Origin of the sequence: Mycobacterium adipatum (assembly GCF_001644575.1) — a bacterium.
Lineage (GTDB): Bacteria > Actinomycetota > Actinomycetes > Mycobacteriales > Mycobacteriaceae > Mycobacterium > Mycobacterium adipatum.
Genome location: NZ_CP015596.1, coordinates 1,687,215 through 1,712,072 on the forward strand (window position 1 = coordinate 1,687,215; position 24,858 = coordinate 1,712,072).

Below are 24,858 nucleotides of genomic sequence, written 5' to 3' on the forward strand. Positions count from 1 at the left end.
AAGCGCCGGCCATGCCTGGCCGATAGGACCGGAAAACTCGCTGGTGTTAGCGCGCGCCTATTAGGCTTCCCCGGGTGGAACTGCGGCAGCTGCGGTACTTCGTCACCGTCGCCGAGGAGTTGAACTTCGGCCGGGCAGCCGAGCGGCTGCACATCGCGGGACCCTCGCTGTCCCAGCAGATCAAGGCGTTGGAACGCGATCTGAAGGTCCAGCTGTTCGACCGCGACCGCCGCTCGGTGGCGCTCACCCCGGCGGGTACCGCGCTGCTGCCCGATGCCCGCTCGCTGGTGCGGCAGTCCGACGAGCTTCGCAGGCGCGCATTGAATTTGGGAACCGACGACCCGGTGCGCATCGGTTGCGTCAACTGGTGTCCGGTCGACTGGTCCGAGCGGGCCGCCGGGGTGGCCACCTTGCGGGTCGACACCTGGGTGATGCCCTCGCATGCACAGGCTGCCCGTGTCGCTGACGGGACCTTGGACCTGGCCATCTGCTGGGTGCAGGGCGCGGACCTGCAAGCCCTGGACCTGCATGCCCGCCTGGTCGGGGTGGACCGGCTCTACGCGCTGTGTCCGGGCACCGACAATGCGCCGGTACGAGCGAAGGACACCGTGGTGCTCGTCGATACCGATACCGCGAGCTGGTCGTCGTGGAACCGCTACGCCGAGCAGTTCGCGGCCGATACCGGAGCGCGTGTGATGCGCACCGATGACGGCGGGGTGACCGGACCGACCTTCTTCGAGCACGTGCGCCGACTGGGACGCTCGGTGCTCAACAACCCGAAGGGCCAGAACGACTCCGAGTCCAGTGATTTGGTACGCCGCCCGGTGACCGACCCGGTGCCGCTGTGGACATGGTCACTGGTGTGGCGGCGGGGTGAGGACCGGGAGTCCGTGCTCGCAGTCGTCGACGCCTTCTCCCGCGACGTCGGCGATCTGGGCGTCGGCGCCGCCGGTGTGTGGCTTCCTGCCGATGACCCATATCGCCGTGCACACCACGGCGGCCAGTGAAATCTCGGCGGCACGCACAGCACGACGCCAATGCTCCCGGCTGGGAGTCGCAAACTACCAGCACGCGGGATGGTCGCGCAGACGAAACCTGTTGATTCCGAGCAGACACGACAGGAGCGCACCATGAACGAGAACATCGTGAACATGAACATCACCGTCCTGGTCACCGGCGCCAACCGCGGGCTGGGCCGCAAGATCGCCGAAGAGTTCGTCGCGCGCGGCGCCAAGGTCTACGCGGGCGCCCGGCGCCCCGAGAGCGTCGACGTCGAAGGTGTCATCCCGGTGCAACTCGATATCACCGACCCGGATTCGGTACGTCGGGCCGCCGAGGTCGCCGCCGATGTCACGGTGCTGGTGAACAACGCCGGTATCTCCACCCGCGCCGGGTTGTTGACCGGGTCGATCGCGGACATCCGTGCCGAGATGGACACCCACTACTTCGGCACCCTGAACGTCATCCGCGGATTCGCACCCGTCCTCGAACGTAACGGCGGTGGCGCGATTCTCAACGTGCTGTCCGTGTTGTCCTGGATGCACCCGGCCACCTCGGGTGCCTATGCCGCGGCGAAGGCGGCGGCCTGGGCGCTCACCGACGCCGTCCGCGACGAACTGGCGCCGCGCGGGATCGATGTGACCGCGCTGCACGTCGGCTACATGGACACTGACATGGTCAGTTACATTCCGGCAGAACAGAAGACGGATCCCGAGTTGGTGGCTCGACGGGCGGTCGACGGCGTGTTGAGCGGAGCCGTCGAGGTCCTTGCCGACGACTTGGCGCAACATGCGAAGGCGGCCTTGTCTCAGGTGCGATAGTTGAGGTCATGGAGAAGATCTCGCTCGACGCCCTGGCACGTGAGCATCTGGAAACGGCCCGAGCCGCCACCAGCGGTCGCAGCGCTCACACGGTGTACGGCGGCCATGAGCACAGTCTGCGGCAGACTCTGATGGCGTTGACCGCTGGACACGGTCTCGACGATCACGAGAGTCCCGGTGAGGCGACCCTGCAGGTGCTACGCGGGAGGGTGCGGCTGACGACCGGGGCGGTGGGCTGGGACGGCTCGGCGGGTGATCATCTGGTGATACCCCGGACTCGGCACGGCCTGACCGCGATCGAGGATGCGGTGATCCTGTTGACCGTGGCCAAACCGGTGGGGCCGCACGTTTAGAACGGGCTGGAGTTCGACTGCCAGCGCGCTTCCTCCGGGCGAGCGCCGTAGCGGCGGGCGTAGTCGTCGTGGATGCGAGCGTTCTTCTCGCGGTTGATGGCGTCCACCAGGTTCGGGTCCAGACCGTGCTGGGCCAACCGGTGGCGGCGCCACACCTTGTTCAGCACAAAGCCCATCACCAGGGCCCAGAAGTAGATCGGCACCGTCATCTCCAGGTGCACATACAGCGAGGCCGGCAGCAACCACAGCGGGCCGAGGATCAGCGCCGGTGGGATCGCATAGCGAATCATGTGACGTCGGATCGCGCCGGGGCCGGAGAGATCGGCGGCGACCCAGTCCCGCATGGAATCGGGCAGCCGCCGCCCGTACGCGTACAGAACCCGCTGGAGGAAGGTGGGAGTCTGAGTCTCGGCCATGATTAGATAGTACCCTAAGCATTAGCGGACTAATCGGATAGTACGCTGTGAGCATGACCACCGTCTCCCACGATGTTGATCCGCTCGCCCTGGAACGTCAGGTGTGCTTCGCGCTGGCGGTGACCAACCGCGCGGTCCTCGCCGTGTATCGGCCGTTGCTCGAACCGCTCGGTCTCACCCATCCGCAGTACCTGGTGATGCTGGCGCTCTGGGACAACGCGAAGGCGGGCGGAGAACCCTTGTCCGTCAAGCAGATCGCGGCGCTGCTGCAGTTGGATCCGGCCACTACGAGCCCCATGCTCAAGCGGCTGGAGACCCTCGGGCTGATCACCCGGACCCGCAGCGCGGCCGACGAGCGCACCACCCTGATCTCGCTGACCGCAGGCGGTGCGGCCCTGCGGCGCAAGGCGCTGGACATCCCGCCGGCCGTGGTGGCCCGACTGGGCGTCGACCTGTCCGAGCTCGAACACCTGCACTCCGTGCTGACCCGGATCAACGCCGCCGCGGTGGCCGCCGGCGCGCTGGAAGCCTGACGGCCTCAACCCGAAATTTGGTGCGTCTGCGCCTGGGAGGGCGGTGTTAGCCTCGATTCCGGCGGAGGTGATGGCAGCGTGGGGTTCTGGGGTTTTGTCGACGACGTCGTCGACGGTGTGTCCGAAGTGGCGGAAAAGGCCAAGAAAGCCGCCGAATGGGTCGCCGAAACCGCGGAGAAACTGGGCATGCCCACCCTCGGTGAGACGGCAAGAACGATCGAGCACCGGGCCGGGAAGCTCATCATCGCCCCGACCGTCGTGCTGCAAGAGGGACAGAAGCAGATCGATCGGATGCTGAAGTCCTGCGGGGAGGGCGACCCCGACCATGCCGACGAATTCACGCAATCCGCCGAAGCTTTCGATGCCGCGGAGCTCCCGCTGGCCGGCGCGTATCCCAGTGACCAATGGTCCGGGGGGACCGCGGCCGACCGCTACTCGGAGCGGAACCGGGAGCAGCACAATCGCGTGGTGACGCTCGCCGATCTCGACCGGGAGATCCACCGGTTGATCAGCAACGAGGCGGACCTGCTCCCACCGATACGCAGATCTCTGGAGATCCACCACAACGATCTGGCCGACTTCGGAAATCTCACCCAGTACGTCGGACGAATGGGGGCCTACGGCAAGGCGGCGCAGTACGCGATGGAGGTGGCCATGGTGGCCACCACGCTGGCCCAGGCCATTCCGGACTACGAAAGTATGCAGGACGAGGCCGATGCGATCGCCCGGTCGGTCGCCAAGGTCGGTGACGAGTACAAGAGGCTCGCCGACGGCGTCACGATCTCGGATTCCGCCAATGATTACGATCCACCGGCAGGGAGATGACGATGAGCGCACCCTTGAGCCCACTAGAGATCACCGCGGGGCATATCCGCGTGCTCGCCGATCAGCAAAGCCAGGCTGCGCGTGCGGTACGAGACGCGCGCCTGAAGGCCGTGGATGTCAACACGCGTGTTGAAACGACACATGGCACCGTGTGCGATGACACCGCCAAGGCGCTCAAACGCGCGGAGGATGAGCGCAAACGGGCAACTAACATGGTGCAGGCACAGTCAGAGGATCTCGCCGTCAAGCTGGAGCACGCCGCTGAAAAGTACGACGCCAGGGATGCGCAGGAAAAGCGCAACGTCGATCAACAGATGCAGCCCGGTGGCTGAGGTGACGGCGGCCCGTCAGTGAGTGGCGGGGCGTGGGACGACGATGCCGAAGACGGCTACGAAACAGTACAGCAGGGCGGCGAACTGGCCGCCCTGGATTTTTCGGGCACCCCTGCCCACGAGAATGTGGAGTTGCCAGACACCTCGCAACCAGGGCCGGATGAGGATGATGACTCAGAGGTGCCGGTTTTCACCGTCACGAATCCGGCTGGGACCGTATCGGTCACGGTATACCTCACCGGACCGGTACAACGCGTGGACCTGGATCCGAGTGTGGTGAAGATGACCGAACGTGAACTGGCGGAAGAGATTCGGGTGCTCGCCGAACTGGCGCAGATGAAGGCGCGATCCGTGATGCATGCCTTTCTCCTCGAGGGGCTGGCCAGGATGGGACATGACCGCTCGGAGTGGAGTTCCATTTTGAGCACCGCCATCCAGCTCCCGTCACCGGAGCGGGCCGCCGAGAATATGGCCGAGGTTTTCGCGGCCAGGTATGGCGAGGACACGAGCTGAGGTGTCGGTATGGATCACTGCTGGTTGACGCGGCCGTCACAGCTTACGAAACCGCCGACAGTCCTATCCTCGACAAGGGTTGTCCCATAAGTGATCACTCGGCACGCAAGTTCCTGATCCGACCCGTCTGTCGTTTGTGCAGAGACCTCGAAGAACGCGTCCGCACCCTCGAGCGTCACAGTATCGCCCCAGGGTAGAGGGACCGCTTCGGCATGGACCTCACCTTCGGCTCCCTGGTAGACGAGTTCCACCGAATCGGCCGCGCCGGTCACCTCATAGGTCACCACGGTGCGGTGTGAATCGTAGCGATCGTCATCGCCGCCGGACGTGACCACCACCAGCCCGACGGCCACCACCACAACGAGAACAACCACGGCAGCGCCGATTCCGAGGAGCCACGGCCACCGGTTCTTGCCTGTGGACGGTGGCTGCTGCAGGGGGCCGGGATAGTTCGGATATCCGGGGGGTGGTCCTTGTGAGCCACCCCAGGGCTGTCCACCTGGCGGCGGGTAGTAGCCGCCATGGTCGTTTGTCACGGTTGAACTCCTTGCCGGGGGTCGAACCAAGTCTAAAACGCCGGACCGACTACGCCGTCCGCTTCTTCATCGACAGCCAGACATGGTCGCCGCGGGTGGAAACCTGACTGCCCGACGGTCAGATCGCCGGGCCCAGCAGGTCGTCGGCGTCTTTGATGATGTAGCCGTACCCCTGCTCGGCGAGGAAGCGCTGGCGGTGCGCGGCGTACTCGGCGTCCAGGCTGTCGCGGGAGACCACCGAGTAGAACACCGCACCGCCGCCGTCGGCCTTCGGTCGTAGCAGCCGTCCCAGCCGTTGCGCCTCTTCTTGGCGTGATCCGAAGGTTCCCGAAACCTGAACGGCCACAGAGGCTTCCGGGAGGTCGATGGAGAAGTTCGCCACCTTGGACACCACCAGGGTGCGGATCTCGCCGCGGCGGAACTGGTCGAACAGCGCCTCGCGCTCGGCGTTCTTGGTCGACCCCTGGATCACCGGGGCATCCAACTCCTGGCCGAGCTCGTCGAGCTGATCGAGATAGGCGCCGATCACCAGTGTCGGCTCCTTCGGATGCCGCTCCAGGATCGACTTGACCACCGCGATCTTGGAGTGCGCGGTGGAACACAACTTGTAGCGTTCCTCCGGCTCGGCCACCGCGTAGAGCATCCGCTCGTTGTCGGTCATCGTCACCCGCACCTCGATGCACTCGGCCGGCGCGATCCAGCCCTGTGCCTCGATGTCCTTCCAGGGCGCGTCGTAGCGCTTCGGGCCGATGAGGGAGAACACGTCGCCCTCGCGGCCGTCTTCGCGGATCAGCGTGGCGGTCAACCCGAGGCGGCGTCGCGACTGCAGGTCAGCGGTCATCCGGAACACCGGCGCGGGCAGCAGGTGCACCTCGTCGTAGATGATAAGACCCCAGTCGCGGCTGTCGAACAGCTCCAGATGCTTGTACTCGCCCTTGGTGCGCCGGGTGATCACCTGATAGGTCGCGATGGTGACCGGCCGGATCTCCTTGCGCTCGCCGGAGTACTCGCCGATCTCCTCCTCGGTCAGCGAGGTGCGCGCGATCAACTCGCGCTTCCACTGCCGGCCGGCGACGGTGTTGGTGACCAGGATCAGCGTGGTGGCACCGGCCTTGGCCATCGCGGCCGCGCCGACCAGCGTCTTGCCCGCACCGCAGGGCAGCACCACGACACCGGAACCGCCGGCCCAGAATGACTCGGCGGCCATCTCCTGGTAGTCGCGCAGCTCCCAGCCGTCCTGGGCGAGGGTGATCGGGTGCGCTTCGCCGTTGACGTAGCCGGCCAGGTCTTCGGCGGGCCAGCCGATCTTCAGCAGCATCTGTTTGACGCGGCCCCGCTCGCTGGCGTGCACGATCACCATGTCGTCGTCGATGCGGGCACCCAGCATCGGGGCGATCTTCTTGTTGCGCAGCACCTCCTCGAGCACCGCGCGGTCGAGGCTCACCAGCACCAGGCCGTGCACCGGGCTCTTGATCAGCTGCAGCCTGCCGTAGCGCGCCATGGTGTCGACGATGTCGACCAGCAACGGCTGGGGTACTGCATACCGGGAGAAGCTGACCAGGGCATCCACCACCTGCTCGGCGTCATGGCCCGCGGCGCGGGCATTCCAGAGCGCCAGCGGAGTGATGCGGTAGGTGTGGATGTGTTCGGGTGCGCGCTCCAGCTCGGCGAACGGGGCGATCGCCGCCCGCGCCGCGCCGGCGAGTTCATGGTCGACTTCGAGCAGCACGGTCTTGTCGGACTGCACGATCAGGGGGCCGTCAGTCATGCGCGATCCCCCCGATTCTGCGGCGCGTGACGCGCTCTGAAGGTCATTCCGTCCATTATCCAGGGTCGGCCGACACCACGGACGTCACGCGGTGGATGGCGAACTCGCGCACCCGCCCCGAAGCCGGGTCGAAGGCCGTCAGCTGGCCCCCGCGGATGTTGATCGGCGCCACCACCCGCTGGGTGGCCACGCCAGCCGGGTCCACGTAACCCATCACCACCGAGGTCTGCTCCAGCGCGGCCTGCTGCAGCAGGGCAATGAGCACCGCCGGGTCCAGTCGCTCCCCGGACCTGGGTGCGGCCGCCACGCTGCGCATCACCGCGACGATGGCGCCCAGGGTCTGGGGCGGGGGAGCGGTCAGCGGCCGGAACACCCGGCGCCGCGCCGGTGCCGGCACCCTGGCCCCCCGGGCCCGGATATCCACGACGGCACCGGTGGAGTCCTCGGCCGCGGGCACGAAGCCGCCGGCCCGCAGCGCCGCCAGCACATCGCCGATTGAGGCCTGGGACACCGCGACGGTGGGCGCCAGGATGCGCAATTCCAGCGGCTCGGCGGCCGGTGTGGACACCGCCTGGGCCAGCAACGCGGGATCCTCACAGCGCACGAACGAGGCCGCCATGCCGACCCGCAGCTGCCCGTGTCGGCGTGCGACATCATCGATCAGATAGGTCAAGCCTTGTGGCACAGGTGTTTTCGAGTGCTTCTCGAAGAACGCGTGCAGCCCACCCGCGGTGTGCCCGGCGTCGAGCGCCCGGCGGATGGACGGTTCGCTGATCCGGTAGACCATCGCGGCGCCCGCCGACTCCACGGTGGCTACCGCGTCCAGCTGTTCGGCGAGTTCGCGCAGCAGCGGACCGGGCACCACCACGGTGAGATCGGCCTGCAGCAGGAAATGGTCCAGCGGCGCGGGCAGCACCTTGGCCATCGCGTTGATCACGGGCTCGGCGTCGTCCTCGCCGCGCTGGGCCAGTAGCAGCCGGGCCGGGCCGGCGATCGCGCCGCGCCCGACCAACCCCACCGCATGGGCCTCACGCAGCAGATTGGTGACCGGGTCGAGCTGCAGCCGGGCGGCCCAGCGCGGACGCTGCCACACCATCGCCTGTGCCGCCGATTCGGGGTCCACGCCCGCTCCGGCGGGCAGATCGTTGAGCACCGTCAGCAGCAGCCGCCGGTCCAGCGGGGCGGCCGTCGAATACAGCGCATCCGAGAGCACACCGAACGGCTTGCCGTCGGGCCCGCGGCTGCCCACCAGACTCGGCCGGGCGGGCAGGTTCAGCCAGGTCCAGGCGACCAGTTGCCAGCGCGCCGCGGTCGAGATCTCGATGAACCGGTCCGCGGCGACCGTCGGAGCCCAGTACGGGGCGTTCCCGTCGGCAGGCTCGGGATCCGGGGTGCCCGGTGCGATCAGCCCCGCCGCCGCGGCCACCTCCAGGATCAGACCGAGCCGCTGCTCGTCGATGCCGGTCAGCTTGGTGAGCTTCTTGACCTCGCGGACCCCGAGACCGCCGCTGCGCAGTTCGGGCACCGGCGTCGACGACAGCGTCTGGATCAGCAGGTCGAACTCGCGGAGCAGGTCGATCGCGGCGCCGGCGGCCACCGAGTCCGCATCGGCCTGCGTCGTGGTGTGCCGGGTGGGGTCCGGTGCCCGCAGGCCGGTCGGCCCTGGCAGATCGCCGCGCATCACCTGGGCGACGACGCGCGGCAGGATCACGGTGTCCCCGCTGTCGCTGCCGACGTGGTGCAGCAGCCCGGCGGCCAGCAGCCGCTGCACCGGGCGATCCGCGGGTGTGCCCGGCAGCGCATCGCGGGTGCGTCCCACCGGTGACCCTTCGACCAGCCGGGTCAGCAGCTCACGGGACGGCTCGTCGAGGCCCTCGAGCAGGGCCGGGATCTGTTCGGCGGGCAGATCGGGCACGTCCGGGAGAGCCTGTCCCGGGTACCACGGCAGCCCGGCCGCCGTCTCGGCCACCACCCGCAGCACGTCCTCACCCCAGACCAGGGCGCGTTCGGTCAGCGCGTCGAGCGACTCCTTGAGCTGGGCGCTGTCGGCGCGGTCGCCGATGTACTCCACCAGCATGTCCCGCGGTACCGGCGCCGTATCGGCATGCAACACGAGCAGCGTGTCCAACACCGCCAGATGCAGGAAGTCCAGGGCATCGGTGGCGGCCTTGACCGACTGGCGGGCCTGGGCCCGGGCCGCCAGTGCGGCAATGGTGCCGGGCGGCGGCTGGGTGAGGTCGGGCCGGGATTCGAGCAGCCGGACCAGGCTCTCGTCCGGCAGGTCGGCCAGCCAGACGCCGAGCGGCACGCCGGCCCCCGCTACTTTGGTCATTGCTGACCAGCCTAAGCCAGTGTCCCGCTCTCGCCACCGCTCGCGGTACCTGCCACAATGAGGCTGTGGCAGACAAGAAGCAGTACGTCGATAATGGCTGGCCCGAGGTGGCCGAGGGCGATCACGCGGTGAGCGAGCTCGTCAGCGATCGCACCGGCTCGTTGTCCCCGTTCGGTGACGTGACTTTTCCGTTGCCCGCCGAGGAACTGCCCTACATCCACCCGGTCACCGTCGTCAACAAGTAATCGGTGAGCGGGCTCTCGCACCTCGATGAATCGGGCGCGGCCCACATGGTCGACGTCTCGGCCAAGACCGCGACCAAGCGCACGGCCGTCGCCCGGGGTGCGGTGCACACCCGAGGCGACGTCATCGCACTGATCGCCGGTGGCGGGCTGCCCAAGGGTGACGCACTGCCCACCGCCCGGGTCGCCGGGATCATGGCGGCCAAACGCACCAGCGATCTTATCCCGCTGTGCCACCAGCTGGCATTGACCGGGGTGGACGTCGAATTCGAGATCGGCACAACCGAAGTCATCATCACCGCCACGGTGCGCACCACCGACCGCACCGGCGTCGAGATGGAGGCGCTGACCGCCGTCAGCGTGGCGGCGCTGACCGTCTACGACATGATCAAGGCCGTCGATCCGGGAGCCCGGATCGAGGGTGTGCACGTGGTGCGCAAAGAAGGCGGCAAGACCGGCACCTGGCAGCCATGAGGACCGCCCGGGTGATCATCGCCTCCACCCGTGCCGCCGCGGGGGTCTACGCGGACCGTACCGGCCCCGTGATCGTCGAGTGGCTGACCGGTCGCGGCTACGACGTGCCCGCGCCGGTGGTGGTCGCCGACGGCGGCGCGGTCGGCGAGGCGCTGCAGATGGCTTTCGACGCGCAGGTGGACGTCATCATCACCTCCGGCGGCACCGGGATTTCCCCCACCGATCGCACCGCCGAGGCCACCGCGGCGCTCGTCGATTACCAGATCCCCGGGTTGGCCGACGCCATCCGGCGCTCCGGGTTGCCGCGTGTGCCGACCTCGGTGCTGTCCCGCGGGGTGTGCGGGGTGCGCGGCGGCACGCTGGTCGTCAATCTGCCGGGATCGACCGGCGGAGTGAAGGACGGCCTCGGCGTGCTGGATGACGTTCTCGACCATGCCGTGGACCAACTCGCCGGGGGCGATCATGAGCGCTGAAGTGCTGCGGGTCGGGCTCTGCGAGGAGCCGATCTCGCTGTCCGAACACGAGGACCTGGTGGCCCACGCCGCGGCCGGTGCCGTGGTGGGATTCTCCGGGGTTGTCCGTGACCACGACGGTGGACGCGCGGTGACCCGGCTGGAGTATTCGGCGCACCCGTCGGCGCTGCAGACACTCACCGAGGTGGTCCACGAGGTGGCCCGCGACAGTCAGGGTGTGCGGGCCGTCGCCGTCAGCCACCGCATCGGGGATCTGCGCATCGGCGATGCCGCCCTCGTCGTCGCGGTGGCGGCCGACCATCGCCGGGCGGCCTTCCAGACCTGCGCGCGGCTCGTCGACACCGTCAAGGACCGGCTGCCGGTGTGGAAGCACCAGCACTTCGGTGACGGGTCCGACGAATGGGTCAACTCGGCCTAGCCCAGAAAACGCCGAAACCGCATTCCAGAAGGTCCTTACTCGGACTCTGACTTCCGGAACGCGGTTTCGGCGTATGCAGTTTTACGGGGCCGGCAGCGGTGCGGGCGGCAGAACCGGGGCTCCCGGGACGGGCGGCGGCGGCAGCGGCGCACCCGGAGCGGGTGCGGCACCGGGGGGCGCGATGACCGCGCCGGGGGGCGCCGTCGGCGCGGTACCGGTCAGCGAGCGCTGCGTGGTGACGGCGATGAGTGCGTCGCGGCCGCTGATCTGCTGATCCTGCACGGCATTCCAGATCTGGCGCAGGTAGCTGACGTTCGGGCTCTCATTGGGCAGCACGTTCGGGTCGAGCGTCGCTCCCGGGGGCAGGTTCTCCGGGCTGATCAGGTGCGGGACGCCCTCGGCGGGGACCGGGGCCAGCGGATCGACCGCTGCCGGCGCTGCCACCACGTCGGGGGCGGGTGCCGGTGCAGGCGCCGGGGGGACCGGCAGGACCGGCTCCAGGGGCAGCGGGGCCTCCAGGGACCACAGCTGCGGCTGCCCCTCGGGGGCGGGGGCGACGTCCCAGTCGGCAATCTGGATGGCCGGCAGGGCGGCCAGCTGATCGTGGGTCAGCGACGCGATGGTCTCGACGGGCGCGGGCGGGAGCGGTGCCTCGACGGGCGGAGCCGGCGGCAGCGGGGCGTCCAGCGCCACCGGAACGAACTCGGGGGCCGGTGCCGGGGGGAGCGGTGCCTCGACGGGCGGAGCCGGCGGCAGCGGAGCGTCCAGCGCCACCGCAACGAACTCGGGGGCCGGCGGCGGCGCGTCGACCGGTGCGGGCGGCAGCGGGGCCGGTGCGGCGAGCGCATCGATCGGGGCCGGCGGGGGCGGCGGCGGAAGCTCGCCGTTGATCAGCGGATTGTCGAGCGGCTGCGGTGCGGGCTCGGCGACCACATTGCGTGGGGTGGCGCCGGAGAGGCCGCGACCACAGGTGGGCCATGCGCCCTTGCCCTGGCTGGCGAGCACGCGCTCGGCGACAGCGATCTGTTCTTCCTTGGTGGCCAGGTAGGCGGACGGGGCGAACTCGCCGCCGCCGTGACCCGACCAGGTGCTCGGCGAGAACTGCAGGCCGCCGTGGTAGCCGTTGCCGGTGTTGATGGCCCAGTTGCCGCCCGACTCGCAGCTGGCGACGGTGTCCCATTCGCCATCGGTCGCGGCGCCGGCCTGACCGGCCAGGGCGAGGCTGCCGCCGCCGATGACCGCGCCGGTGAAGGCGATCTTGGCGACGCTTACTGAAGAAGTTGTGGGCTTACGGTGCCGACCACTCATAAAACTCTGAAGTTCCTCTCGTCAGCGCCTGCGAGGTCAGCTGTCGGGTTCGGGCAGGAGAGGTTGCCCGGTCTTCGTCGTTCGACGGTGTGTCGAGCGCTTCAGACTTCACCCCAAGGAACCGATACCGGCGTTCCTGGTCTGCTTGTCGGCGGACCGGTGGGTCCCCCGTCTCCATCCAGTGGTTCGTGGGTGTCCTCGCCCGATGGATGGAGCTCGGCGCAATCAGGCGAGGCGGGCCGATCAATGTGGGTCGAACGGCTTGGCATGACGGTAACCGTTCTCCCACGGGGCGTCATCTCGGCGCGTCTTCGGCGTTTCCCATGCTTAAGAACTATGAGAGGACATTAAAGGTGCAGGGAATCCGGGCGTTTCCGCAGGTGTTTTCAGCACTCAAACCGCAGGTGGCCGACCCGTGACCATTTCGTTATGTGATGCAAATCACGACTATCCCCCGGCGAACGGGGGTAAGACATCGACGGTCGCGGGCGTTTGGAGCGCCACCGACCTATCCCGCACCGCGACGCCGTCGCGCAGATACGAGCAGCGTGCGAGGACTTTTGCCAACTCGGCCCCGCGCCCGGCCAGCTCGCCGACCACGTCGTTGATGGTGGTCCCGGCCGGAACCGACAACGTTTCGGTCTCGATTCCCGCAGCGGCCCGTGCGGCGGCGAAATAGCGCACCGTGATCGTCAATTCGGTCATGCTCACCCGCCGATGGCGCTCATCGGCCGGACGGGCTGGACGAAGCTGGGATCGTTGATGCCGTGCCCGGCCGGTTTGGCCCACATCGCCGTGCGCCAGGCCGCCTCGAGTGCGTCGTCATCGGCGCCGCGGCGCAGCAGCGCCCGCAGGTCGGTCTCGGTGGCGGAGAACAGACAGCTGCGGATCTGCCCGTCGGCGGTGAGCCGGGTGCGGTTGCACGCCCCGCAGAACGATTCGGAGACCGAGGCGATGATGCCGACGGTGCTCTGGCTGCCGTCGACCCGCCACAGCTGCGCCGGTGCCGACCCGCGCGGCGACGGATCCGGCTGCAGGTCGAAATACCGGCGCAGCGTACCGAGCACCGTCTCGGCCTCGATCGTCGTGTCCCTGGACCATTCGTGCCCGGCGTCCAGCGGCATCTGCTCGATGATGCGCAGCTGATAGCCGTGGTCCAGGCAGAACCGCAGCAGCGGCACGACATCGTCGAGCCCGGTGCGGGGATCCAGGACCGCGTTGACCTTGATCGGGCCCAGCCCGGCGGCGGCCGCTGCGGCCAGCCCCGCGAGCACATCGGCGAGCCGGTCCCGGCGGGTGATCTGTGCGAAATGCTCGGCGTTGACCGTGTCCAGGGAGACGTTGACCCGGTTCAGGCCGGCCGCCTTGAGTCGGGCCGCGCGCCGCGCCAGGCCCAGGCCGTTGGTGGTCACCGCGATCTCCGGGCGCGGGTGCAACGCCGACGCTGAGGCGATGGTCTGCTCCAGGTGCTGCGCGACCAGGGGTTCGCCGCCGGTGAACCGGATGCTGGTGATGCCGAGTCGGGTGACGGCGATGGCCAGCAGCCGGTCCAGTTCCTCGGCGGTGAGCAGCTGGTTCTCGGGCAGCCAGTCCAGCCCTTCGGCGGGCATGCAGTAGGTGCAGCGCAGGTTGCACCGGTCGGTCAGTGACACCCGCAGGTCGGTGGCCGCCCGCCCGAAGGTGTCCAGCAGTGGTCCGGTGTCCGGCATGCCGGCCGGGGCCGGGCGCACCGGCATCGGTAAGCCGAGATCGGTCAGCGTCACCTCGACACCCCGGCGAAGGGTTGGTCCGAGGGGACGATTTCCTTGCCCAGCGGCAGCAGCGAGACCGGGATCAGTTTGATGTTGGCGATGGCCAGCGGGATGCCGATGATCGTGATGGCCATCGCGATCGCGGTCAGCACGTGACCGATGGCCAGCCATATGCCGGCGACGAGGAGCCAGATGACGTTGCCGATGGCGGCGCCGGGACGCGGACCGGGCTTGTCGACGACGGTGTAGCCGAACGGCCACAACGCGTAGACGCCGATGCGGAAGGCGGCGAACCCGAACGGGATCGTGACGATGAGGACGAAACAGATGATTCCCGCCAGGAAATACCCCAGGGCCAGCCACAGGCCACCGAAGATCAACCAGATGATGTTCAGGATCAGGCGCATGGTCTCCTCCGAGGCTGTCGACCTCAGCCTACCGAGAGGCTAGTAAGATGCCTCTCATTGCGTCCTGCGCAGGCGGGACGCATTACTTATGCGAGCTATCCACGACGAACGGGTGACAGCAGTGCCGACCGGCAAGGTGAAGTGGTACGACTCCGAGAAGGGCTTCGGTTTCCTGTCTCAGGAGGATGGCGAGGACGTCTACGTGCGTTCGTCGGCGCTGCCCGCGGGAGTCGAGGGGCTCAAGGCCGGACAGAAGGTCGAGTTCGGGCTGGCTGCCGGGCGTCGCGGCCCGCAGGCCCTGCAGGTCACGCTGATCGATCCGCCGCCGAGCTTGGCCAAGACCCGTCGCGAGGCCGTGACCGTCGAGCACAAGCACACCCCCGACGAGCTGCACGGCATGATCGGTGATCTGATCACCCTGCTGGAGAGCACCATCCAGCCCGATCTGCGCAAGGGCAAGTACCCCGACCGTAAGGTCGCCCGCCGGGTGTCCGAGGTCGTCAAGGCCGTCGCCCGCGAGCTCGACGCCTAGTTCCTCGGTGGGGACACTGGAGTCATGGCCTACGTGAATCCCCAGGGTGAGTTCAGCCGCGACACCAACTACATCACCACGCGCATCACCGCCGACGGTGCCGACGGCTATCCCGTCGAGCCCGGCCGGTACCGGCTGGTCGTCGCGCGGGCCTGCCCGTGGGCCAACCGGACCATCATCGTCCGGCGGTTGCTCGGCCTGGAAGATGTTCTTTCCATTGGGTTTTGCGGTCCCACCCACGACGAGCGCAGCTGGACCTTCGATCTCGACCCCGGTGGCGTCGATCCGGTCCTCAAGATTGCGCGGATCCAGGACGCCTACTTCAAACGCGTTTCGGACTATCCGAAGGGCATCACCGTGCCCGCCATCGTGGATGTGCCCACCGGTGCGGTGGTGACCAACGACTTCGCCCAGATGACCCTGGACTTCTCCACCGAGTGGACCGCCTATCACCGCGACGGTGCGCCTCAGCTCTACCCGGAGCACCTGCGTGACGAGATCGACGAGGTGGCCAGGCGCATCTACACCGAGGTGAACAACGGTGTGTACCGATGCGGGTTCGCCGGTTCGCAGGACGCCTACGACAAGGCGTATGACCGGCTCTTCACCGCCCTGGACTGGCTGACCGAAAGGCTGGCCGCCCAGCGCTATCTGGTGGGTGACACGATCACCGAGGCCGACGTGCGACTGTTCACCACACTGGCCCGGTTCGATCCGGTCTACCACGGGCACTTCAAGTGCAACCGGTCCAAGCTCGCGGAGATGCCGGTGCTGTGGGCCTACGCCCGCGACCTGTTCCAGACGCCCGGTTTCGGCGACACCATCGACTTTGTGCAGATCAAGCAGCACTACTACATGGTGCACACCGACATCAATCCGACCCGGGTGGTGCCCAAGGGGCCCGACCTGGCCAACTGGCTGACCCCGCACGGCCGGGAAGCTCTGGGTGGCAGGCCGTTCGGCGAGGGAACCCCGCCCGGCCCTACTCGGGAGGGCGAGCGGGTGCCCGCCGGTCACTGCGCGGGGTGAAAGTCCGTCACCGACTCCGAGTACTCCTGGCCCGGCTCCCAGCTGGTGCGTACCGACCACTCGGCGTGCGGCAGCGGGAACTCGTTACCGGCTTCGTCGCGCACCAGCGTCGGTAACTGCACCACAATCCCGGTCAGCTTGCCGTAGCGGGCGTCGACAGTGGGGATGGTGATCGCCTTCGCCGCTCCTGGTCGGAATTCCTGCGCCACCGGGGCGTCGGCGTCTTCATAGGTGCGCAGCAGCAACCAGGGCGCTTCGGAGATCGGCGGATCCACCGCGAGCTGTACCGGTCCCCGTGAGGTCACCGTGAGTTCCCCTGTGGTTTCCGGGTTCTCGCAGGCATCGAGGTTCACCACATCGCAGTAGAAGTACGGTCCGACGCGCACCGTCTTGCCGTGCGCATACGCACTGATCTCCGGGTAGCGCTGCCCGCCGTCCTTGCTCAGCTGCCAGACCAGCACGCCGGTGCCCGCCGTCGCGAGCACGGCCACTGCGGCGAGTATCGCGATGGCCCGTTTCATCGTCTGCCTGCCGCGGTGCTCTCGGAGGGATTCAGGGGTCCGCCTTCGGTTTCGGCCAGGACCGGGCGGTTGCCGCCGAACCCTGGGATGAGTGATGCGCCGTTGTAGCTGACCAGGGTTTGCGCCAGCCCGAGTATGAGTACCGCCGTGACGGTGGTGAACCCCGCCCACAATTCGGTGTAGATCAGCACCCCGGTCGCCCCGCCGATCACCCAGGCCAGCTGCAGCACCGACTCGGACCGGCCGAACGCCGATGCCCGCGACTCCTCGGGAAGATCGTCCTGCAGTGAGGCGTCCAGCGAGGCCTTCGCGATGGCGCTGGCACCGGAGGTCACCAGGGTGGCGACCGCAACCACCAGGAGGTTCCCGGTGAGCGCGGCGGCCAGCGCCGACAGCGTGACCGCTATCGCCGCCCGGACCACCAGCAGCGCGGGACGGCCCAGTTTCAGCCGGGCCGCGGTGAAGTTCCCGGTGAAGTTGCCGATGGCCGCGGCGGCACCGATCAGGCCAAGGATGCGCAGCTGTTCCCAGCCACCGTCGCCGTGCGCCTTCGCGACGAACGCCGGATACAGGAAGAGGAATCCGACCATCACCTTGATGGTGCAGTTGCCCCACAGCGAGGTGATGATGTTACGCCCCAGCGGCTGCCGCGCCGCCGATCGCTGCGGATGCCGACGCAGTTGATCGGTCCCGCCGTGGTAGCTCAGCGTTGTGGGCACCTCACCCGCGGTGACCTCGACCCACTTCGGGATACGCATTGCCAGCACCGCGCCGCCGACGGTCGCGGCCACCAGGACATAAAGCGCCCCGGGCAGTTCGAACATGTTGAACAGGTATTCGGCACCGGCTGCCAGCCCACCGCCGATCACCGTCCCGCCGAGCAGGCCGAACGTCGTCAACCGGGAATTCACCCGGACCAGATCGATGGTCGGTGGCAGCACCCGCGGGGTGACCGCGCTCCGCAGCACGCTGAAAGACTTGGACAGCACCATCATTCCGAGGGCGCACGGGTAGAGAACCCAGGACGGGAAGCTGCCCCCTGCACCGTCATAGTTGGCGATCAGCACCACCGCGAGCACGGTGCGGGCCATGAACGACATCGCCAGCGCGACCCGGCGGCCATGCTGCAGACGGTCCAGCGCCGGGCCGATCAGCGGTGCGATCACCGCGAAGGGAGCGATGGTGATGAGCAGATACAGCGCGACCTTGCTCTTGCTCTCCCCGGACGCCGCGGCGAAGAACAGGGTGTTGGCCAGGGCGACGGCCATCGCGGCGTCGACCGCAAAGTTGGCGACCACCGGCCACGTCAGCGCCGTCAGCCCGGACTTGTCGGCGCCGTCGGCCGTCGCCGCCCGGTGCACCAGCCCGTACATCTTGGAACCCATCTCCCGGCTGCGCTGCGCGGCCGCCCGGGTGACGGTGATGCGCTCACCTGCGGCGGCGCCGGCCCGCGGCGGGGGATCGGTGCGACGCCGGGCCGCACCGTGGTCGTCCAGCGGCGGTAACCAGCGGTTGGCGCTCGGTGCCTGTTCCCGGCGCGGCCCCCGGCGCGGCATCTCGCCGTCGCTCGGATAGTTGGCCATGCCGGGGTGCTCGTCGCCGGACGGAGGCCGCGGCGGGTAGTAGCGGGGATCCCGGGAAGGCACGTTGTCGATTGTCCCTTAAAGCGGTGGCAGTCGTGTGGAGGCCACCGGTGTGGCTCCGGCGCGCATGGTCGGGCAATATGGACACCGATGGACAGCATGACGGACGTGACCGAGCAGGCCCCCGATATCGAGCTGCCGCAGGAGCGGCCGCCGGCACTGGAGGCCCTGCTGATGGGCGCTGTCGACATCGCCCGTGGCGCGGTCGAGGAGCTCAGTGGCGCCGACACCGTGGGCGAATACCTCGGAGCCGTCTTCGATGACCAGACCGCGGCGACGCACCGATTCCTGGCCGTGCTGCCCGGATACCAGGGCTGGCAGTGGGCGGTGGTGGTGGCCGGTTACCCGGGTACCGACCACGTGACCATCAGCGAAGCCGTGTTGGTTCCCGGCCCGACCGCGCTGCTGGCGCCGCAGTGGGTGCCGTGGGATCAGCGTGTCCAGCCCGGTGACCTCAGCCCCGGTGACCTGCTCGCCACCCCGCCGGATGACCCGCGGCTGGTGCCGGGCCATGTGTCCAGCGGCGATCCCGAACTCGACGAGCTCGCCGGTGAGGTCGGGCTCGGCCGCCGCCGGGTCCTCAGTCTGGAAGGTCGGCTCGACGCCGCGGAGCGCTGGCACGAGGGCGAATTCGGACCGGCCTCGGCGATGGCCCGCGCCACCCGTCGGATGTGCCGCGAATGCGGCTTCTACGTCCCGCTGTCGGGCTCGCTGGGCACCGTGTTCGGTGTGTGCTGCAACGAGTTGTCCGCGGACGGTCGCGTCGTGGACTGCGAGTACGGCTGTGGCGCCCATTCGGACACCCCGGTCCCGGCCGGCACCGGTTCCCCGGTCTACGTGCCGTATGACGACGGCGTGCTGGACCTGACCTAACCGCGCTCGGCCGCCGCCTTCAGCCGCGACAGCGTGTGGTTCATGCCGTCGACGAGTTCGACCTCGAAGCTGGGCACCCCGCCCATCGCGGCGTTCACCAGCACCGACGAGATCTTCTTGACGCCATTGGGTGCGCGGCGGCTCTCGATGACCCGGGTGCCGCCATCGATCGGTTCGAGTTCGTAGCTCCATTCGGTGCCGTTCGCACCGATACGGAACGCCAGCTTGCGCTCCGGCTCGACCGCGGTGATGGTGCTGCTCGTCGGCCAGACCAGCAGACGGCGCCGGTTGACGTTCACCGTCTTGGCGCCCACCCGCAGCGGGCCGAACAGCTTCATCGCCCGGGTCTGGGGGCTCCACTGCGGCATCTTCTTGAGATCCGAGATCAATGCCCAGACGGTGGCCGGCGGGGCGGCGATATCGATCTGCGCTTGTAGTAGCGGGGCTCCCATGGCTCTCCTTGCGTTCTCAGATCAGGCCCCGCTGAGCACCGCGATCGCCACGGCGGGCGGATCGGCGCTGCAGCAGGAATATGGCGGTGCCCAGCATGCCGACGCCCAGCCCGGCGACCGCGATCGGTCGCCACTCGTGCAGGCCGGGCACGGTGAATGCCAAGACCGCCGCGATCAGCCAGCCGAGGGCGACCACGACGATCACCGGCACCGGTTCGAGCAACCGCGCCGGTAGCGCGGGCGGGTCAGGCGCCGGGTTCGGGGTCATCGCATGTCAACCTAGCCGATGCCCGCTGGGTATTGTTCGGACCTGTGACTGACGACGTCGATGCCCGGTTACCGAGCGATCTGTCGTTGGCCGTGGTGCGGCTGGCCCGTCAGCTCCGGTTCCGCAGGCCCGATTCGCCGGTATCGCTCACCCAGTTGTCGGCGCTGGCCACGGTGGCCAAGGAGGGCCCGATGACCCCGGGTGCGCTGGCCGCCCGCGAGCGGGTCCGCCCGCCATCGATGACCAGGGTGATCGCCTCGCTGGTGGACCTCGGCTTCGTCGACCGCACCGCGCACCCCGATGACGGCCGGCAGGTCCTGGTGTCGGTGTCGGCGGCCGGCGCCGATCTGATCGAGGCCGAGCGCCGCGCCAGCCGGGAATGGCTGACGCAGCGGCTGGCCCAGCTGACCCCCGGCGAGCGGGCCACCCTGCTGGCCGCCGCCGACCTGATGCTGGCCATCGTCGACGAAGGCGCCTGAACTGGCTCACGTATTCGACATCGACGATCCGGCCGACCCGCGCCTGGACGATTTCCGCGATCTCAACAGCGTCGACCGCCGCCCCGATCTGCCGAGCGGGAAGGGCCTGGTGATCGCCGAGGGCGTGCTGGTGGTGCAGCGCATGCTGGCCTCCCGGTTCCGTCCCCGTGCCCTGCTGGGCACCGACCGCAGACTCGGTGAGCTGGCCGCCGACCTGGACGGTGTCGACGTCCCGTTCTACCGGGCGACCGCGGAGGTGATGGCGGCCGCGGTGGGCTTTCACCTCAACCGCGGCGTGCTGGCCGCCGCACCCCGGCCCGGGGAACTGTCCGTCGACGAGATCATCGCGGGCTCGCGCACCGTCGCGGTGTTGGAGGGCGTCAACGACCACGAGAATCTGGGCTCGATCTTCCGCAACGCCGCGGGTCTGGGCGTGGACGGCGTGCTGTTCGGTACCGGCTGCGCGGACCCGCTGTACCGGCGCGCGGTCCGGGTCTCGATGGGGCATGCCCTGCTGGTGCCCTACGCGTGGGCGTCTTCCTGGCCGCAGGATCTGGAGATGTTGCGTGACAACGGTTTCCGAGTTCTGGCGATGACGCCCAATCCGGTGGCGCCCACATTGGCCGCGGCGATGGCCGAGTTGGCGGACGAGAAGGTCGCCATGATGGTCGGCGCCGAGGGGCCTGGGCTCAAGGAGCACACCATGCGTTCGGCCGATGTGCGGGTACGCATCCCGATGTCGAGGGGCACCGATTCGCTGAATGTCGCGACCGCCGCCGCGCTCGCGTTCTACGAGCGCGCTAGGTTGGACCCGTGAAGGACGCCTCCACCCCCTGGGGTACCGGCCTGACCGTCGCGGCCTTCGTGGCCGGTGTGGTGGGCGTGGCGATCGTGGTGCTCAGCCGCGGCCTGATCAGCATTCACCCACTGCTGGCCGTGGGCCTCAACCTGGTGGCGGTCGGTGGGCTGGCACCCACCGTATGGGGCTGGCGCAGGTTGCCGGTCTGGCGGTGGTTCGTCCTGGGATCCGGGGTCGGCGTGGCAGTCGGTTGGTTGGTCGCGCTCGGTCTCGCATTCTCCTAACCGACAAGTCCTTTCAGGCAAGCCGGGAGTTCGCCGATGTGCAGGACGCCCAGACGCTGGGTGGCGCGGGTCAGTGCGACATAGAGTTCGGACGCCCCCCGCGGACCGTCGGCGAGGATCTTGTCCGGCTGCACCACCAGGACCGCGTCGAACTCCAGGCCCTTGGTCAGCGCGGCCGGCACTGTGCCCGGCACCCCGGGCGGTCCGATCACCACGCTGGTGCCCTCGCGGGCAGCCTCCGCGTCGACGAATTCCTTGATGGCCTCCAGCAGTTCGCCTTCGGCCACCTTCTTCGACCACGGCTGGACCCCACAGGAGCGCACCGATTCCGGTGGCTGGACATCCGGTGCGAACTCGGTGAGCACCGCGGCGGCCACCGCCATGATCTCCGCCGGCGTGCGATAGTTCACCGTCAGTGGCCGGTAGGCCCAGCGCGACTTCACATACGGCGCCATCATCGCCCCCCACGACCGTGCCCCCGCTTCGGAGCGACGCTGCGCGAGGTCGCCGACGATGGTGAAAGACCGGGCCGGGCAACGCCGCATCAGCACCCGCCAGTCCATCTCCGAGAGCTCCTGGGCTTCATCGACGACCACATGGCGGTAGGTCCAATCGCGGTCCGCGGCAGCACGTTCGGCCAGTTCGCGGTTGTCCTGCTCGATGAACCTGTCGGCCAGTTCCTCGGCGCCGATGAGGTCCGCGGCGATCAGGTGGTCCTCATCGTCCATCAGGTCCTCGCGTGCCACCATCAGATCGAGCACACCGGCGGCATACGCCGCCTCCTCCTGGCGTTCCTTCTCCACGGATGGATCGGGTTTGATCCCGCCGAGCAGATCCACCAACTCGTCGAGCAGCGGGACATCCGACACCGTCCACGCCCGGCCGTCCTGGCGCCACAGTGATTCGTCGGCGCCGGCGGCCGCCAGCCGTTGAGGTGACTCGTAGAGCGCACCCAGCAGTGATTCGGGGGTCAGTTCCGGCCACAGGTCGTTGAGTGCGGCCTTGAACCCGTCATGGTCCTCGAGTTCGTCGATCAGTTCGGCGCGCAGATGTTCCCAGGCCTGCTTGTCGTCACGGGTCAACCACCCCTTACCGATTCGCGCTATGGCCCGTTCGGTGAGAGCCCAGGTGAGCACGTCGACGAAGACCGCACGGGCATCGTTGTGCGGTCGACCGGCGTCCCGCGCCTCCTGGATTGCCCAGCCGGCGATCCCCGCGTCGATCTGGACGGTGACGTCGGCCAGCTTGATCGGCAGCGGTTCCTCCGGGGTGCGTTGGCGGTCGGCGACGGCGGCGGCCAGCACATCGAGCATCTTGAGCGAGCCCTTGGCCCGCGCGGCGTCCGGGGCGTCCTCGGCGGTGGTTCGCACACCGGGGACCAGATCGCCCGTGGTCATGAACACCACATTGGTCTCACCGAGGGAGGGCAGCACCCGGCCGACATGGTTGAGGAATGCCGGGCTGGGGCCGATCACCAGCACACCGTGACGCTCCATCCGCTCCCGCTGGGTGTACAGCAGGTAGGCCACCCGGTGCAGGGCCACCACCGTCTTGCCGGTACCCGGACCGCCCTCGATGATGAGCACGCCGGGGTGGTCCAGGCGGATGATCTCGTCCTGCTCGGCCTGGATGGTCGCGACGATATCGCTCATACCCTCGGTGCGCGGCGCGTTGACCGCGGCGAGCAGGGCTGCGTCACCTCGTTCGCCGGCGTCGGGCCGGCCCAGGACCTCGTCGGTGAAATCGAGCACGGTGCGACCGCGAGTGTGGAACTGACGTCGTCGCCGCATGTTCTCCGGACTCGCTGCGGTGGCGACGTAGAACGCGCGCGCCGCGGGTGCCCGCCAGTCGAGCAGCAGTGGCTCGTAGTCATTCTCGCTGTCGAACAGGCCGAGCCTGCCGATGTAGGACCGCTCACCTTCGATGCTCTCGAGTTGGCCGAAGCACAGCCCGTTGTCGGCCACGTCGAGCCTGCTGACCTCTTTGCCCAGCGCCCGGACGTCGGCGTCGCGGTTGACCAGCGTCGAACCGTCCTGTTTGTCGATATCGCCGCGCAGGGCGGCGTTGTAGCGGTCCTTCGCGCGGGCGCGCTCGGCATCCAACCGGTCATACAGCGCAGCGACATAGTCGCGCTCAGCCTCAAGTTCTGCCTGGTAATCCTGGGTTATCATGTGCCCCTTGTTGTTTCGTATGTTCTTCAGCACGCTTGCAACAGCTTCGTGGCAGCTGTTGCGGCCCCGTCGGTGCGAACGGCGCCGGCGACGGCGATCGCTCTGGTTCGGGTATCGGGGGTCAGTACCAGCCTAAGCGCCGCGGCCAGTGAGTTCACCGTCGGCGTAGGCCCGTCGTGAGCCACCCCGATGCCCAGGTCGGCCACCCGGGCCGCCCAGTAGGGCTGATCGGCGATCTGTGGGATCACCACCTGCGGGGTTCCGGCCCGCGCCGCCGTGGTGGTGGTGCCGGCACCACCGTGATGCACCACCGCGGCAACCCGGCCGAACAGCGCCTGGTGGTTGACCTCTCCGATGACGAAGCAGTCCGGGTCGTTCGTGGTGAGACCGGCCCAGCCGCTGCCGATGAGCGCCCGCCGATTCTGCTGCCGGATCGCCTCGATGGCCACCCCGGCGGCGTCGGCCGGCGCTGTGACGCTGCCGAAACCCACGTACACCGGCGGGGATCCCGCGTCCAGGAAGGCCGTCAGATCCGGCGGCAGCGGGCGCGTGTCCGGCACGATCCATGCACCGGTCTGCAGTACGTCGTAGCCCGGGTGGCTGCGCAACGGACTCAGGACGGGGTCGGACGCCACCCACGGAGCGTGGCTGAATGTGTGGTCGCGGACGTTGTGCACCGGCGGCAGGCCCGCGGCCTCCCGGTGTCGGTTGAGTGCGGGCCCGTAGAGTGCCTGCACCTTCTCGGCGTCGAGATCCCAGAGCACGCGGTTGTCGGTCTCGCCGGGAGGGAACGGTTTGCCCGGCCGAGGCAGCGGGTGGTAATCCGGTGAGGGCAGTACCTGCGGGTTGAACAGCACACACTGGTACGGCACGTCGAGGAGCTCGGCGATCGAGCGCATCCCGGCGGGCATCAGCCCCGTCGCGACGATCGCATCGCTACCTCGGGCGATGTCGAGCAGCTCGAATTGACGGGTCACCAGCTCTGCGGCCAGGGCCGGGGCGTCCTTGGGGGTGGCCTTGCGGACGTGCACCAGCTCGCGCACCGACGGACCGGCGGGCACCACCGGCACCCCGGCCGCGGCGAGCAGATCGGCGAAGTCCGGTGGCGCGCCGACGAGTGCTTGGGCACCTTGGCGCTGCAGTTCGAGTGCCAGTGCCAGCAGCGGCTCGACATCCCCGCGTGAGCCGAATGAATAGAGCAGTACGCGCATTGATCCCCCTGAATCGTGTTCGAGGACAGCGATTCTGCGGCATGACCCGGGTCTTGCCGCAAGCCCCGGGGTGCGCTATAAATTGAGAGTGGGAA

The 24,858-nt window shown here is 68.5% G+C and carries 31 protein-coding genes and 1 riboswitch; of the genes, 17 read left to right on the plus strand and 14 right to left on the minus strand.

Going from position 1 to position 24,858, the window contains the following annotated elements; genetic code table 11:
* Positions 1 to 74: 74 nt before the first annotated feature.
* The 3 genes from A7U43_RS08040 (at position 75) to A7U43_RS08050 (ending at position 2,173) form a co-directional block, all read left to right on the plus strand.
* Complete coding sequence (locus A7U43_RS08040; protein WP_067993266.1) at positions 75 to 1,007, plus strand: LysR family transcriptional regulator; 933 nt, start codon at positions 75 to 77, stop codon at positions 1,005 to 1,007.
* A gap of 123 nt (positions 1,008 to 1,130) precedes the next feature.
* Positions 1,131 to 1,820, plus strand: coding sequence for an SDR family oxidoreductase (locus A7U43_RS08045; protein WP_231963546.1), 690 nt, complete (start codon positions 1,131 to 1,133; stop codon positions 1,818 to 1,820).
* 8 nt (positions 1,821 to 1,828) lie between these two features.
* On the plus strand, positions 1,829 to 2,173 hold the full coding sequence (locus tag A7U43_RS08050; protein ID WP_067993269.1) for a cupin domain-containing protein: 345 nt from the start codon (positions 1,829 to 1,831) through the stop codon (positions 2,171 to 2,173).
* On the opposite strand, the gene A7U43_RS08055 is transcribed toward A7U43_RS08050, so the two are convergent.
* Complete coding sequence (locus tag A7U43_RS08055; RefSeq protein WP_067993272.1) at positions 2,170 to 2,589, minus strand: DUF5313 domain-containing protein; 420 nt, start codon at positions 2,587 to 2,589, stop codon at positions 2,170 to 2,172. The genes A7U43_RS08050 and A7U43_RS08055 overlap by 4 nt on opposite strands.
* A 53-nt stretch (positions 2,590 to 2,642) precedes the next feature.
* Here A7U43_RS08055 and A7U43_RS08060 point away from each other — a divergent pair, with 53 nt between their 5' ends.
* The 4 genes from A7U43_RS08060 (at position 2,643) to A7U43_RS08075 (ending at position 4,792) form a co-directional block, all read left to right on the plus strand.
* On the plus strand, positions 2,643 to 3,122 hold the full coding sequence (locus A7U43_RS08060) for a MarR family winged helix-turn-helix transcriptional regulator (protein WP_067993276.1): 480 nt from the start codon (positions 2,643 to 2,645) through the stop codon (positions 3,120 to 3,122).
* A 78-nt stretch (positions 3,123 to 3,200) separates the two neighbouring features.
* Entirely contained in the window at positions 3,201 to 3,947 is a 747-nt protein-coding gene (locus A7U43_RS08065; RefSeq protein ID WP_067993279.1) for an EspA/EspE family type VII secretion system effector, read from the plus strand.
* A gap of 2 nt (positions 3,948 to 3,949) precedes the next feature.
* Positions 3,950 to 4,279, plus strand: coding sequence for a type VII secretion target (locus tag A7U43_RS08070; protein WP_197499979.1), 330 nt, complete (start codon positions 3,950 to 3,952; stop codon positions 4,277 to 4,279).
* Between the two features lie 18 nt (positions 4,280 to 4,297).
* Positions 4,298 to 4,792, plus strand: a complete 495-nt coding sequence (locus A7U43_RS08075) for a hypothetical protein (protein WP_067993286.1) — start codon at positions 4,298 to 4,300, stop codon at positions 4,790 to 4,792.
* 14 nt (positions 4,793 to 4,806) lie between these two features.
* On the opposite strand, the gene A7U43_RS08080 is transcribed toward A7U43_RS08075, so the two are convergent.
* The 3 genes from A7U43_RS08080 to A7U43_RS08090 all read right to left on the minus strand — a co-directional run bounded on the left by A7U43_RS08080 (position 4,807) and on the right by A7U43_RS08090 (position 9,428).
* Positions 4,807 to 5,166 carry a hypothetical protein gene (locus A7U43_RS08080; RefSeq protein ID WP_067993289.1) on the minus strand — a complete coding sequence of 120 codons (360 nt, stop codon included), beginning with the start codon at positions 5,164 to 5,166 and terminating at the stop codon, positions 4,807 to 4,809.
* A gap of 280 nt (positions 5,167 to 5,446) precedes the next feature.
* Complete coding sequence (locus A7U43_RS08085) at positions 5,447 to 7,096, minus strand: DNA repair helicase XPB (protein ID WP_067993293.1); 1,650 nt, start codon at positions 7,094 to 7,096, stop codon at positions 5,447 to 5,449.
* A gap of 55 nt (positions 7,097 to 7,151) precedes the next feature.
* Positions 7,152 to 9,428: a helicase-associated domain-containing protein gene (locus A7U43_RS08090; protein ID WP_067993296.1), complete on the minus strand. Its 2,277-nt coding sequence runs from the start codon at positions 9,426 to 9,428 to the stop codon at positions 7,152 to 7,154.
* A gap of 65 nt (positions 9,429 to 9,493) precedes the next feature.
* Here A7U43_RS08090 and A7U43_RS08095 point away from each other — a divergent pair, with 65 nt between their 5' ends.
* The 4 genes from A7U43_RS08095 to A7U43_RS08110 are packed head-to-tail and all read left to right on the plus strand — an operon-like array spanning position 9,494 to position 11,035.
* The gene (locus A7U43_RS08095) at positions 9,494 to 9,673 is read left to right on the plus strand and encodes a hypothetical protein (protein WP_067993298.1); all 180 of its coding nucleotides are present in this window, start codon (positions 9,494 to 9,496) and stop codon (positions 9,671 to 9,673) included.
* A gap of 45 nt (positions 9,674 to 9,718) precedes the next feature.
* Entirely contained in the window at positions 9,719 to 10,144 is a 426-nt protein-coding gene (gene moaC, locus A7U43_RS08100; RefSeq protein ID WP_067993300.1) for a cyclic pyranopterin monophosphate synthase MoaC, read from the plus strand.
* On the plus strand, positions 10,141 to 10,617 hold the full coding sequence (locus A7U43_RS08105) for a MogA/MoaB family molybdenum cofactor biosynthesis protein (protein ID WP_067993303.1): 477 nt from the start codon (positions 10,141 to 10,143) through the stop codon (positions 10,615 to 10,617). Before moaC ends, A7U43_RS08105 begins: the two co-directional genes overlap by 4 nt.
* Positions 10,607 to 11,035 (plus strand): molybdenum cofactor biosynthesis protein MoaE, encoded by a 429-nt coding sequence (locus A7U43_RS08110; protein WP_067993306.1) that lies wholly within the window; start codon positions 10,607 to 10,609, stop codon positions 11,033 to 11,035. Before A7U43_RS08105 ends, A7U43_RS08110 begins: the two co-directional genes overlap by 11 nt.
* An 81-nt stretch (positions 11,036 to 11,116) precedes the next feature.
* On the opposite strand, the gene A7U43_RS08115 is transcribed toward A7U43_RS08110, so the two are convergent.
* From A7U43_RS08115 to A7U43_RS08130, 4 genes are all read right to left on the minus strand, one after another.
* A complete protein-coding gene (locus A7U43_RS08115) occupies positions 11,117 to 12,343 on the minus strand; it encodes a transglycosylase family protein (RefSeq protein ID WP_067993308.1) in 1,227 nt (408 codons plus the stop codon).
* 10 nt (positions 12,344 to 12,353) lie between these two features.
* A riboswitch (cyclic di-AMP (ydaO/yuaA leader) is annotated at positions 12,354 to 12,544 on the minus strand.
* 246 nt (positions 12,545 to 12,790) lie between these two features.
* Positions 12,791 to 13,048 carry a MoaD/ThiS family protein gene (locus A7U43_RS08120; protein WP_067993311.1) on the minus strand — a complete coding sequence of 86 codons (258 nt, stop codon included), beginning with the start codon at positions 13,046 to 13,048 and terminating at the stop codon, positions 12,791 to 12,793.
* Positions 13,049 to 13,050: 2 nt separating this feature from the next.
* Positions 13,051 to 14,106: a GTP 3',8-cyclase MoaA gene (gene moaA, locus A7U43_RS08125; protein ID WP_067993312.1), complete on the minus strand. Its 1,056-nt coding sequence runs from the start codon at positions 14,104 to 14,106 to the stop codon at positions 13,051 to 13,053.
* Positions 14,103 to 14,501, minus strand: a complete 399-nt coding sequence (locus A7U43_RS08130; RefSeq protein WP_067993315.1) for a YccF domain-containing protein — start codon at positions 14,499 to 14,501, stop codon at positions 14,103 to 14,105. The genes moaA and A7U43_RS08130 overlap by 4 nt, the downstream gene beginning before the upstream one ends.
* 121 nt (positions 14,502 to 14,622) lie before the next feature.
* On the opposite strand from A7U43_RS08130, the gene A7U43_RS08135 reads away from it, so the two are divergent.
* A complete protein-coding gene (locus A7U43_RS08135) occupies positions 14,623 to 15,033 on the plus strand; it encodes a cold-shock protein (RefSeq protein ID WP_067993317.1) in 411 nt (136 codons plus the stop codon).
* A 24-nt stretch (positions 15,034 to 15,057) separates the two neighbouring features.
* The gene (locus A7U43_RS08140; RefSeq protein ID WP_067993319.1) at positions 15,058 to 16,062 is read left to right on the plus strand and encodes a glutathione S-transferase family protein; all 1,005 of its coding nucleotides are present in this window, start codon (positions 15,058 to 15,060) and stop codon (positions 16,060 to 16,062) included.
* On the opposite strand, the gene A7U43_RS08145 is transcribed toward A7U43_RS08140, so the two are convergent.
* Together A7U43_RS08145 and A7U43_RS08150 are read right to left on the minus strand one after the other, a co-directional pair.
* Complete coding sequence (locus A7U43_RS08145) at positions 16,047 to 16,583, minus strand: DUF2771 domain-containing protein (RefSeq protein WP_067993321.1); 537 nt, start codon at positions 16,581 to 16,583, stop codon at positions 16,047 to 16,049. The genes A7U43_RS08140 and A7U43_RS08145 overlap by 16 nt on opposite strands.
* Positions 16,580 to 18,166, minus strand: a complete 1,587-nt coding sequence (locus A7U43_RS08150; protein WP_197500037.1) for an MFS transporter — start codon at positions 18,164 to 18,166, stop codon at positions 16,580 to 16,582. The genes A7U43_RS08145 and A7U43_RS08150 overlap by 4 nt, the downstream gene beginning before the upstream one ends.
* 150 nt (positions 18,167 to 18,316) lie before the next feature.
* Here A7U43_RS08150 and A7U43_RS08155 point away from each other — a divergent pair, with 150 nt between their 5' ends.
* Positions 18,317 to 19,099: a DUF3027 domain-containing protein gene (locus tag A7U43_RS08155; protein ID WP_067993324.1), complete on the plus strand. Its 783-nt coding sequence runs from the start codon at positions 18,317 to 18,319 to the stop codon at positions 19,097 to 19,099.
* Here the strand turns inward: A7U43_RS08155 and A7U43_RS08160 are convergent.
* Together A7U43_RS08160 and A7U43_RS08165 are read right to left on the minus strand one after the other, a co-directional pair.
* Entirely contained in the window at positions 19,096 to 19,551 is a 456-nt protein-coding gene (locus A7U43_RS08160) for an SRPBCC family protein (RefSeq protein WP_067993327.1), read from the minus strand. The two genes, A7U43_RS08155 and A7U43_RS08160, sit on opposite strands and share 4 nt — an antisense overlap.
* 16 nt (positions 19,552 to 19,567) lie before the next feature.
* Positions 19,568 to 19,819: a DUF2530 domain-containing protein gene (locus A7U43_RS08165; RefSeq protein WP_067993329.1), complete on the minus strand. Its 252-nt coding sequence runs from the start codon at positions 19,817 to 19,819 to the stop codon at positions 19,568 to 19,570.
* Positions 19,820 to 19,863: 44 nt separating this feature from the next.
* On the opposite strand from A7U43_RS08165, the gene A7U43_RS08170 reads away from it, so the two are divergent.
* The 3 genes from A7U43_RS08170 to A7U43_RS08180 all read left to right on the plus strand — a co-directional run bounded on the left by A7U43_RS08170 (position 19,864) and on the right by A7U43_RS08180 (position 21,381).
* Positions 19,864 to 20,298, plus strand: coding sequence for an Rv0880 family HTH-type transcriptional regulator (locus A7U43_RS08170; RefSeq protein WP_067993330.1), 435 nt, complete (start codon positions 19,864 to 19,866; stop codon positions 20,296 to 20,298).
* Between the two features lie 109 nt (positions 20,299 to 20,407).
* Complete coding sequence (locus tag A7U43_RS08175; protein WP_231963548.1) at positions 20,408 to 21,115, plus strand: TrmH family RNA methyltransferase; 708 nt, start codon at positions 20,408 to 20,410, stop codon at positions 21,113 to 21,115.
* Entirely contained in the window at positions 21,112 to 21,381 is a 270-nt protein-coding gene (locus A7U43_RS08180; RefSeq protein ID WP_067993332.1) for a DUF2537 domain-containing protein, read from the plus strand. The genes A7U43_RS08175 and A7U43_RS08180 overlap by 4 nt, the downstream gene beginning before the upstream one ends.
* On the opposite strand, the gene helR is transcribed toward A7U43_RS08180, so the two are convergent.
* Entirely contained in the window at positions 21,378 to 23,552 is a 2,175-nt protein-coding gene (gene helR, locus A7U43_RS08185) for an RNA polymerase recycling motor ATPase HelR (RefSeq protein ID WP_068002172.1), read from the minus strand. The two genes, A7U43_RS08180 and helR, sit on opposite strands and share 4 nt — an antisense overlap.
* Before the next feature lie 26 nt (positions 23,553 to 23,578).
* Positions 23,579 to 24,763, minus strand: a complete 1,185-nt coding sequence (locus A7U43_RS08190) for a glycosyltransferase (RefSeq protein WP_067993333.1) — start codon at positions 24,761 to 24,763, stop codon at positions 23,579 to 23,581.
* Between the last annotated feature and the right edge of the window lie 95 nt (positions 24,764 to 24,858).

Excerpts from the sequence above, each read along its gene's own strand:
- A7U43_RS08045 (WP_231963546.1), top strand. The coding sequence starts at position 1,131 with ATGAACGAGAACATCGTGAACATGAACATCACCGTCCTGGTCACCGGC.
- A7U43_RS08050 (WP_067993269.1), top strand. The coding sequence starts at position 1,829 with ATGGAGAAGATCTCGCTCGACGCCCTGGCACGTGAGCATCTGGAAACG.
- A7U43_RS08055 (WP_067993272.1), bottom strand. The coding sequence starts at position 2,589 with ATGGCCGAGACTCAGACTCCCACCTTCCTCCAGCGGGTTCTGTACGCG.
- A7U43_RS08060 (WP_067993276.1), top strand. The coding sequence starts at position 2,643 with ATGACCACCGTCTCCCACGATGTTGATCCGCTCGCCCTGGAACGTCAG.
- A7U43_RS08070 (WP_197499979.1), top strand. The coding sequence starts at position 3,950 with ATGAGCGCACCCTTGAGCCCACTAGAGATCACCGCGGGGCATATCCGC.
- A7U43_RS08085 (WP_067993293.1), bottom strand. The coding sequence starts at position 7,096 with ATGACTGACGGCCCCCTGATCGTGCAGTCCGACAAGACCGTGCTGCTC.
- A7U43_RS08090 (WP_067993296.1), bottom strand. The coding sequence starts at position 9,428 with ATGACCAAAGTAGCGGGGGCCGGCGTGCCGCTCGGCGTCTGGCTGGCC.
- moaC (WP_067993300.1), top strand. The coding sequence starts at position 9,719 with ATGGTCGACGTCTCGGCCAAGACCGCGACCAAGCGCACGGCCGTCGCC.
- A7U43_RS08105 (WP_067993303.1), top strand. The coding sequence starts at position 10,141 with ATGAGGACCGCCCGGGTGATCATCGCCTCCACCCGTGCCGCCGCGGGG.
- A7U43_RS08110 (WP_067993306.1), top strand. The coding sequence starts at position 10,607 with ATGAGCGCTGAAGTGCTGCGGGTCGGGCTCTGCGAGGAGCCGATCTCG.
- A7U43_RS08115 (WP_067993308.1), bottom strand. The coding sequence starts at position 12,343 with ATGAGTGGTCGGCACCGTAAGCCCACAACTTCTTCAGTAAGCGTCGCC.
- A7U43_RS08120 (WP_067993311.1), bottom strand. The coding sequence starts at position 13,048 with ATGACCGAATTGACGATCACGGTGCGCTATTTCGCCGCCGCACGGGCC.
- A7U43_RS08130 (WP_067993315.1), bottom strand. The coding sequence starts at position 14,501 with ATGCGCCTGATCCTGAACATCATCTGGTTGATCTTCGGTGGCCTGTGG.
- A7U43_RS08140 (WP_067993319.1), top strand. The coding sequence starts at position 15,058 with ATGGCCTACGTGAATCCCCAGGGTGAGTTCAGCCGCGACACCAACTAC.
- A7U43_RS08145 (WP_067993321.1), bottom strand. The coding sequence starts at position 16,583 with ATGAAACGGGCCATCGCGATACTCGCCGCAGTGGCCGTGCTCGCGACG.
- A7U43_RS08150 (WP_197500037.1), bottom strand. The coding sequence starts at position 18,166 with ATGGCCAACTATCCGAGCGACGGCGAGATGCCGCGCCGGGGGCCGCGC.
- A7U43_RS08155 (WP_067993324.1), top strand. The coding sequence starts at position 18,317 with ATGGACAGCATGACGGACGTGACCGAGCAGGCCCCCGATATCGAGCTG.
- A7U43_RS08160 (WP_067993327.1), bottom strand. The coding sequence starts at position 19,551 with ATGGGAGCCCCGCTACTACAAGCGCAGATCGATATCGCCGCCCCGCCG.
- A7U43_RS08165 (WP_067993329.1), bottom strand. The coding sequence starts at position 19,819 with ATGACCCCGAACCCGGCGCCTGACCCGCCCGCGCTACCGGCGCGGTTG.
- helR (WP_068002172.1), bottom strand. The coding sequence starts at position 23,552 with ATGATAACCCAGGATTACCAGGCAGAACTTGAGGCTGAGCGCGACTAT.
- A7U43_RS08190 (WP_067993333.1), bottom strand. The coding sequence starts at position 24,763 with ATGCGCGTACTGCTCTATTCATTCGGCTCACGCGGGGATGTCGAGCCG.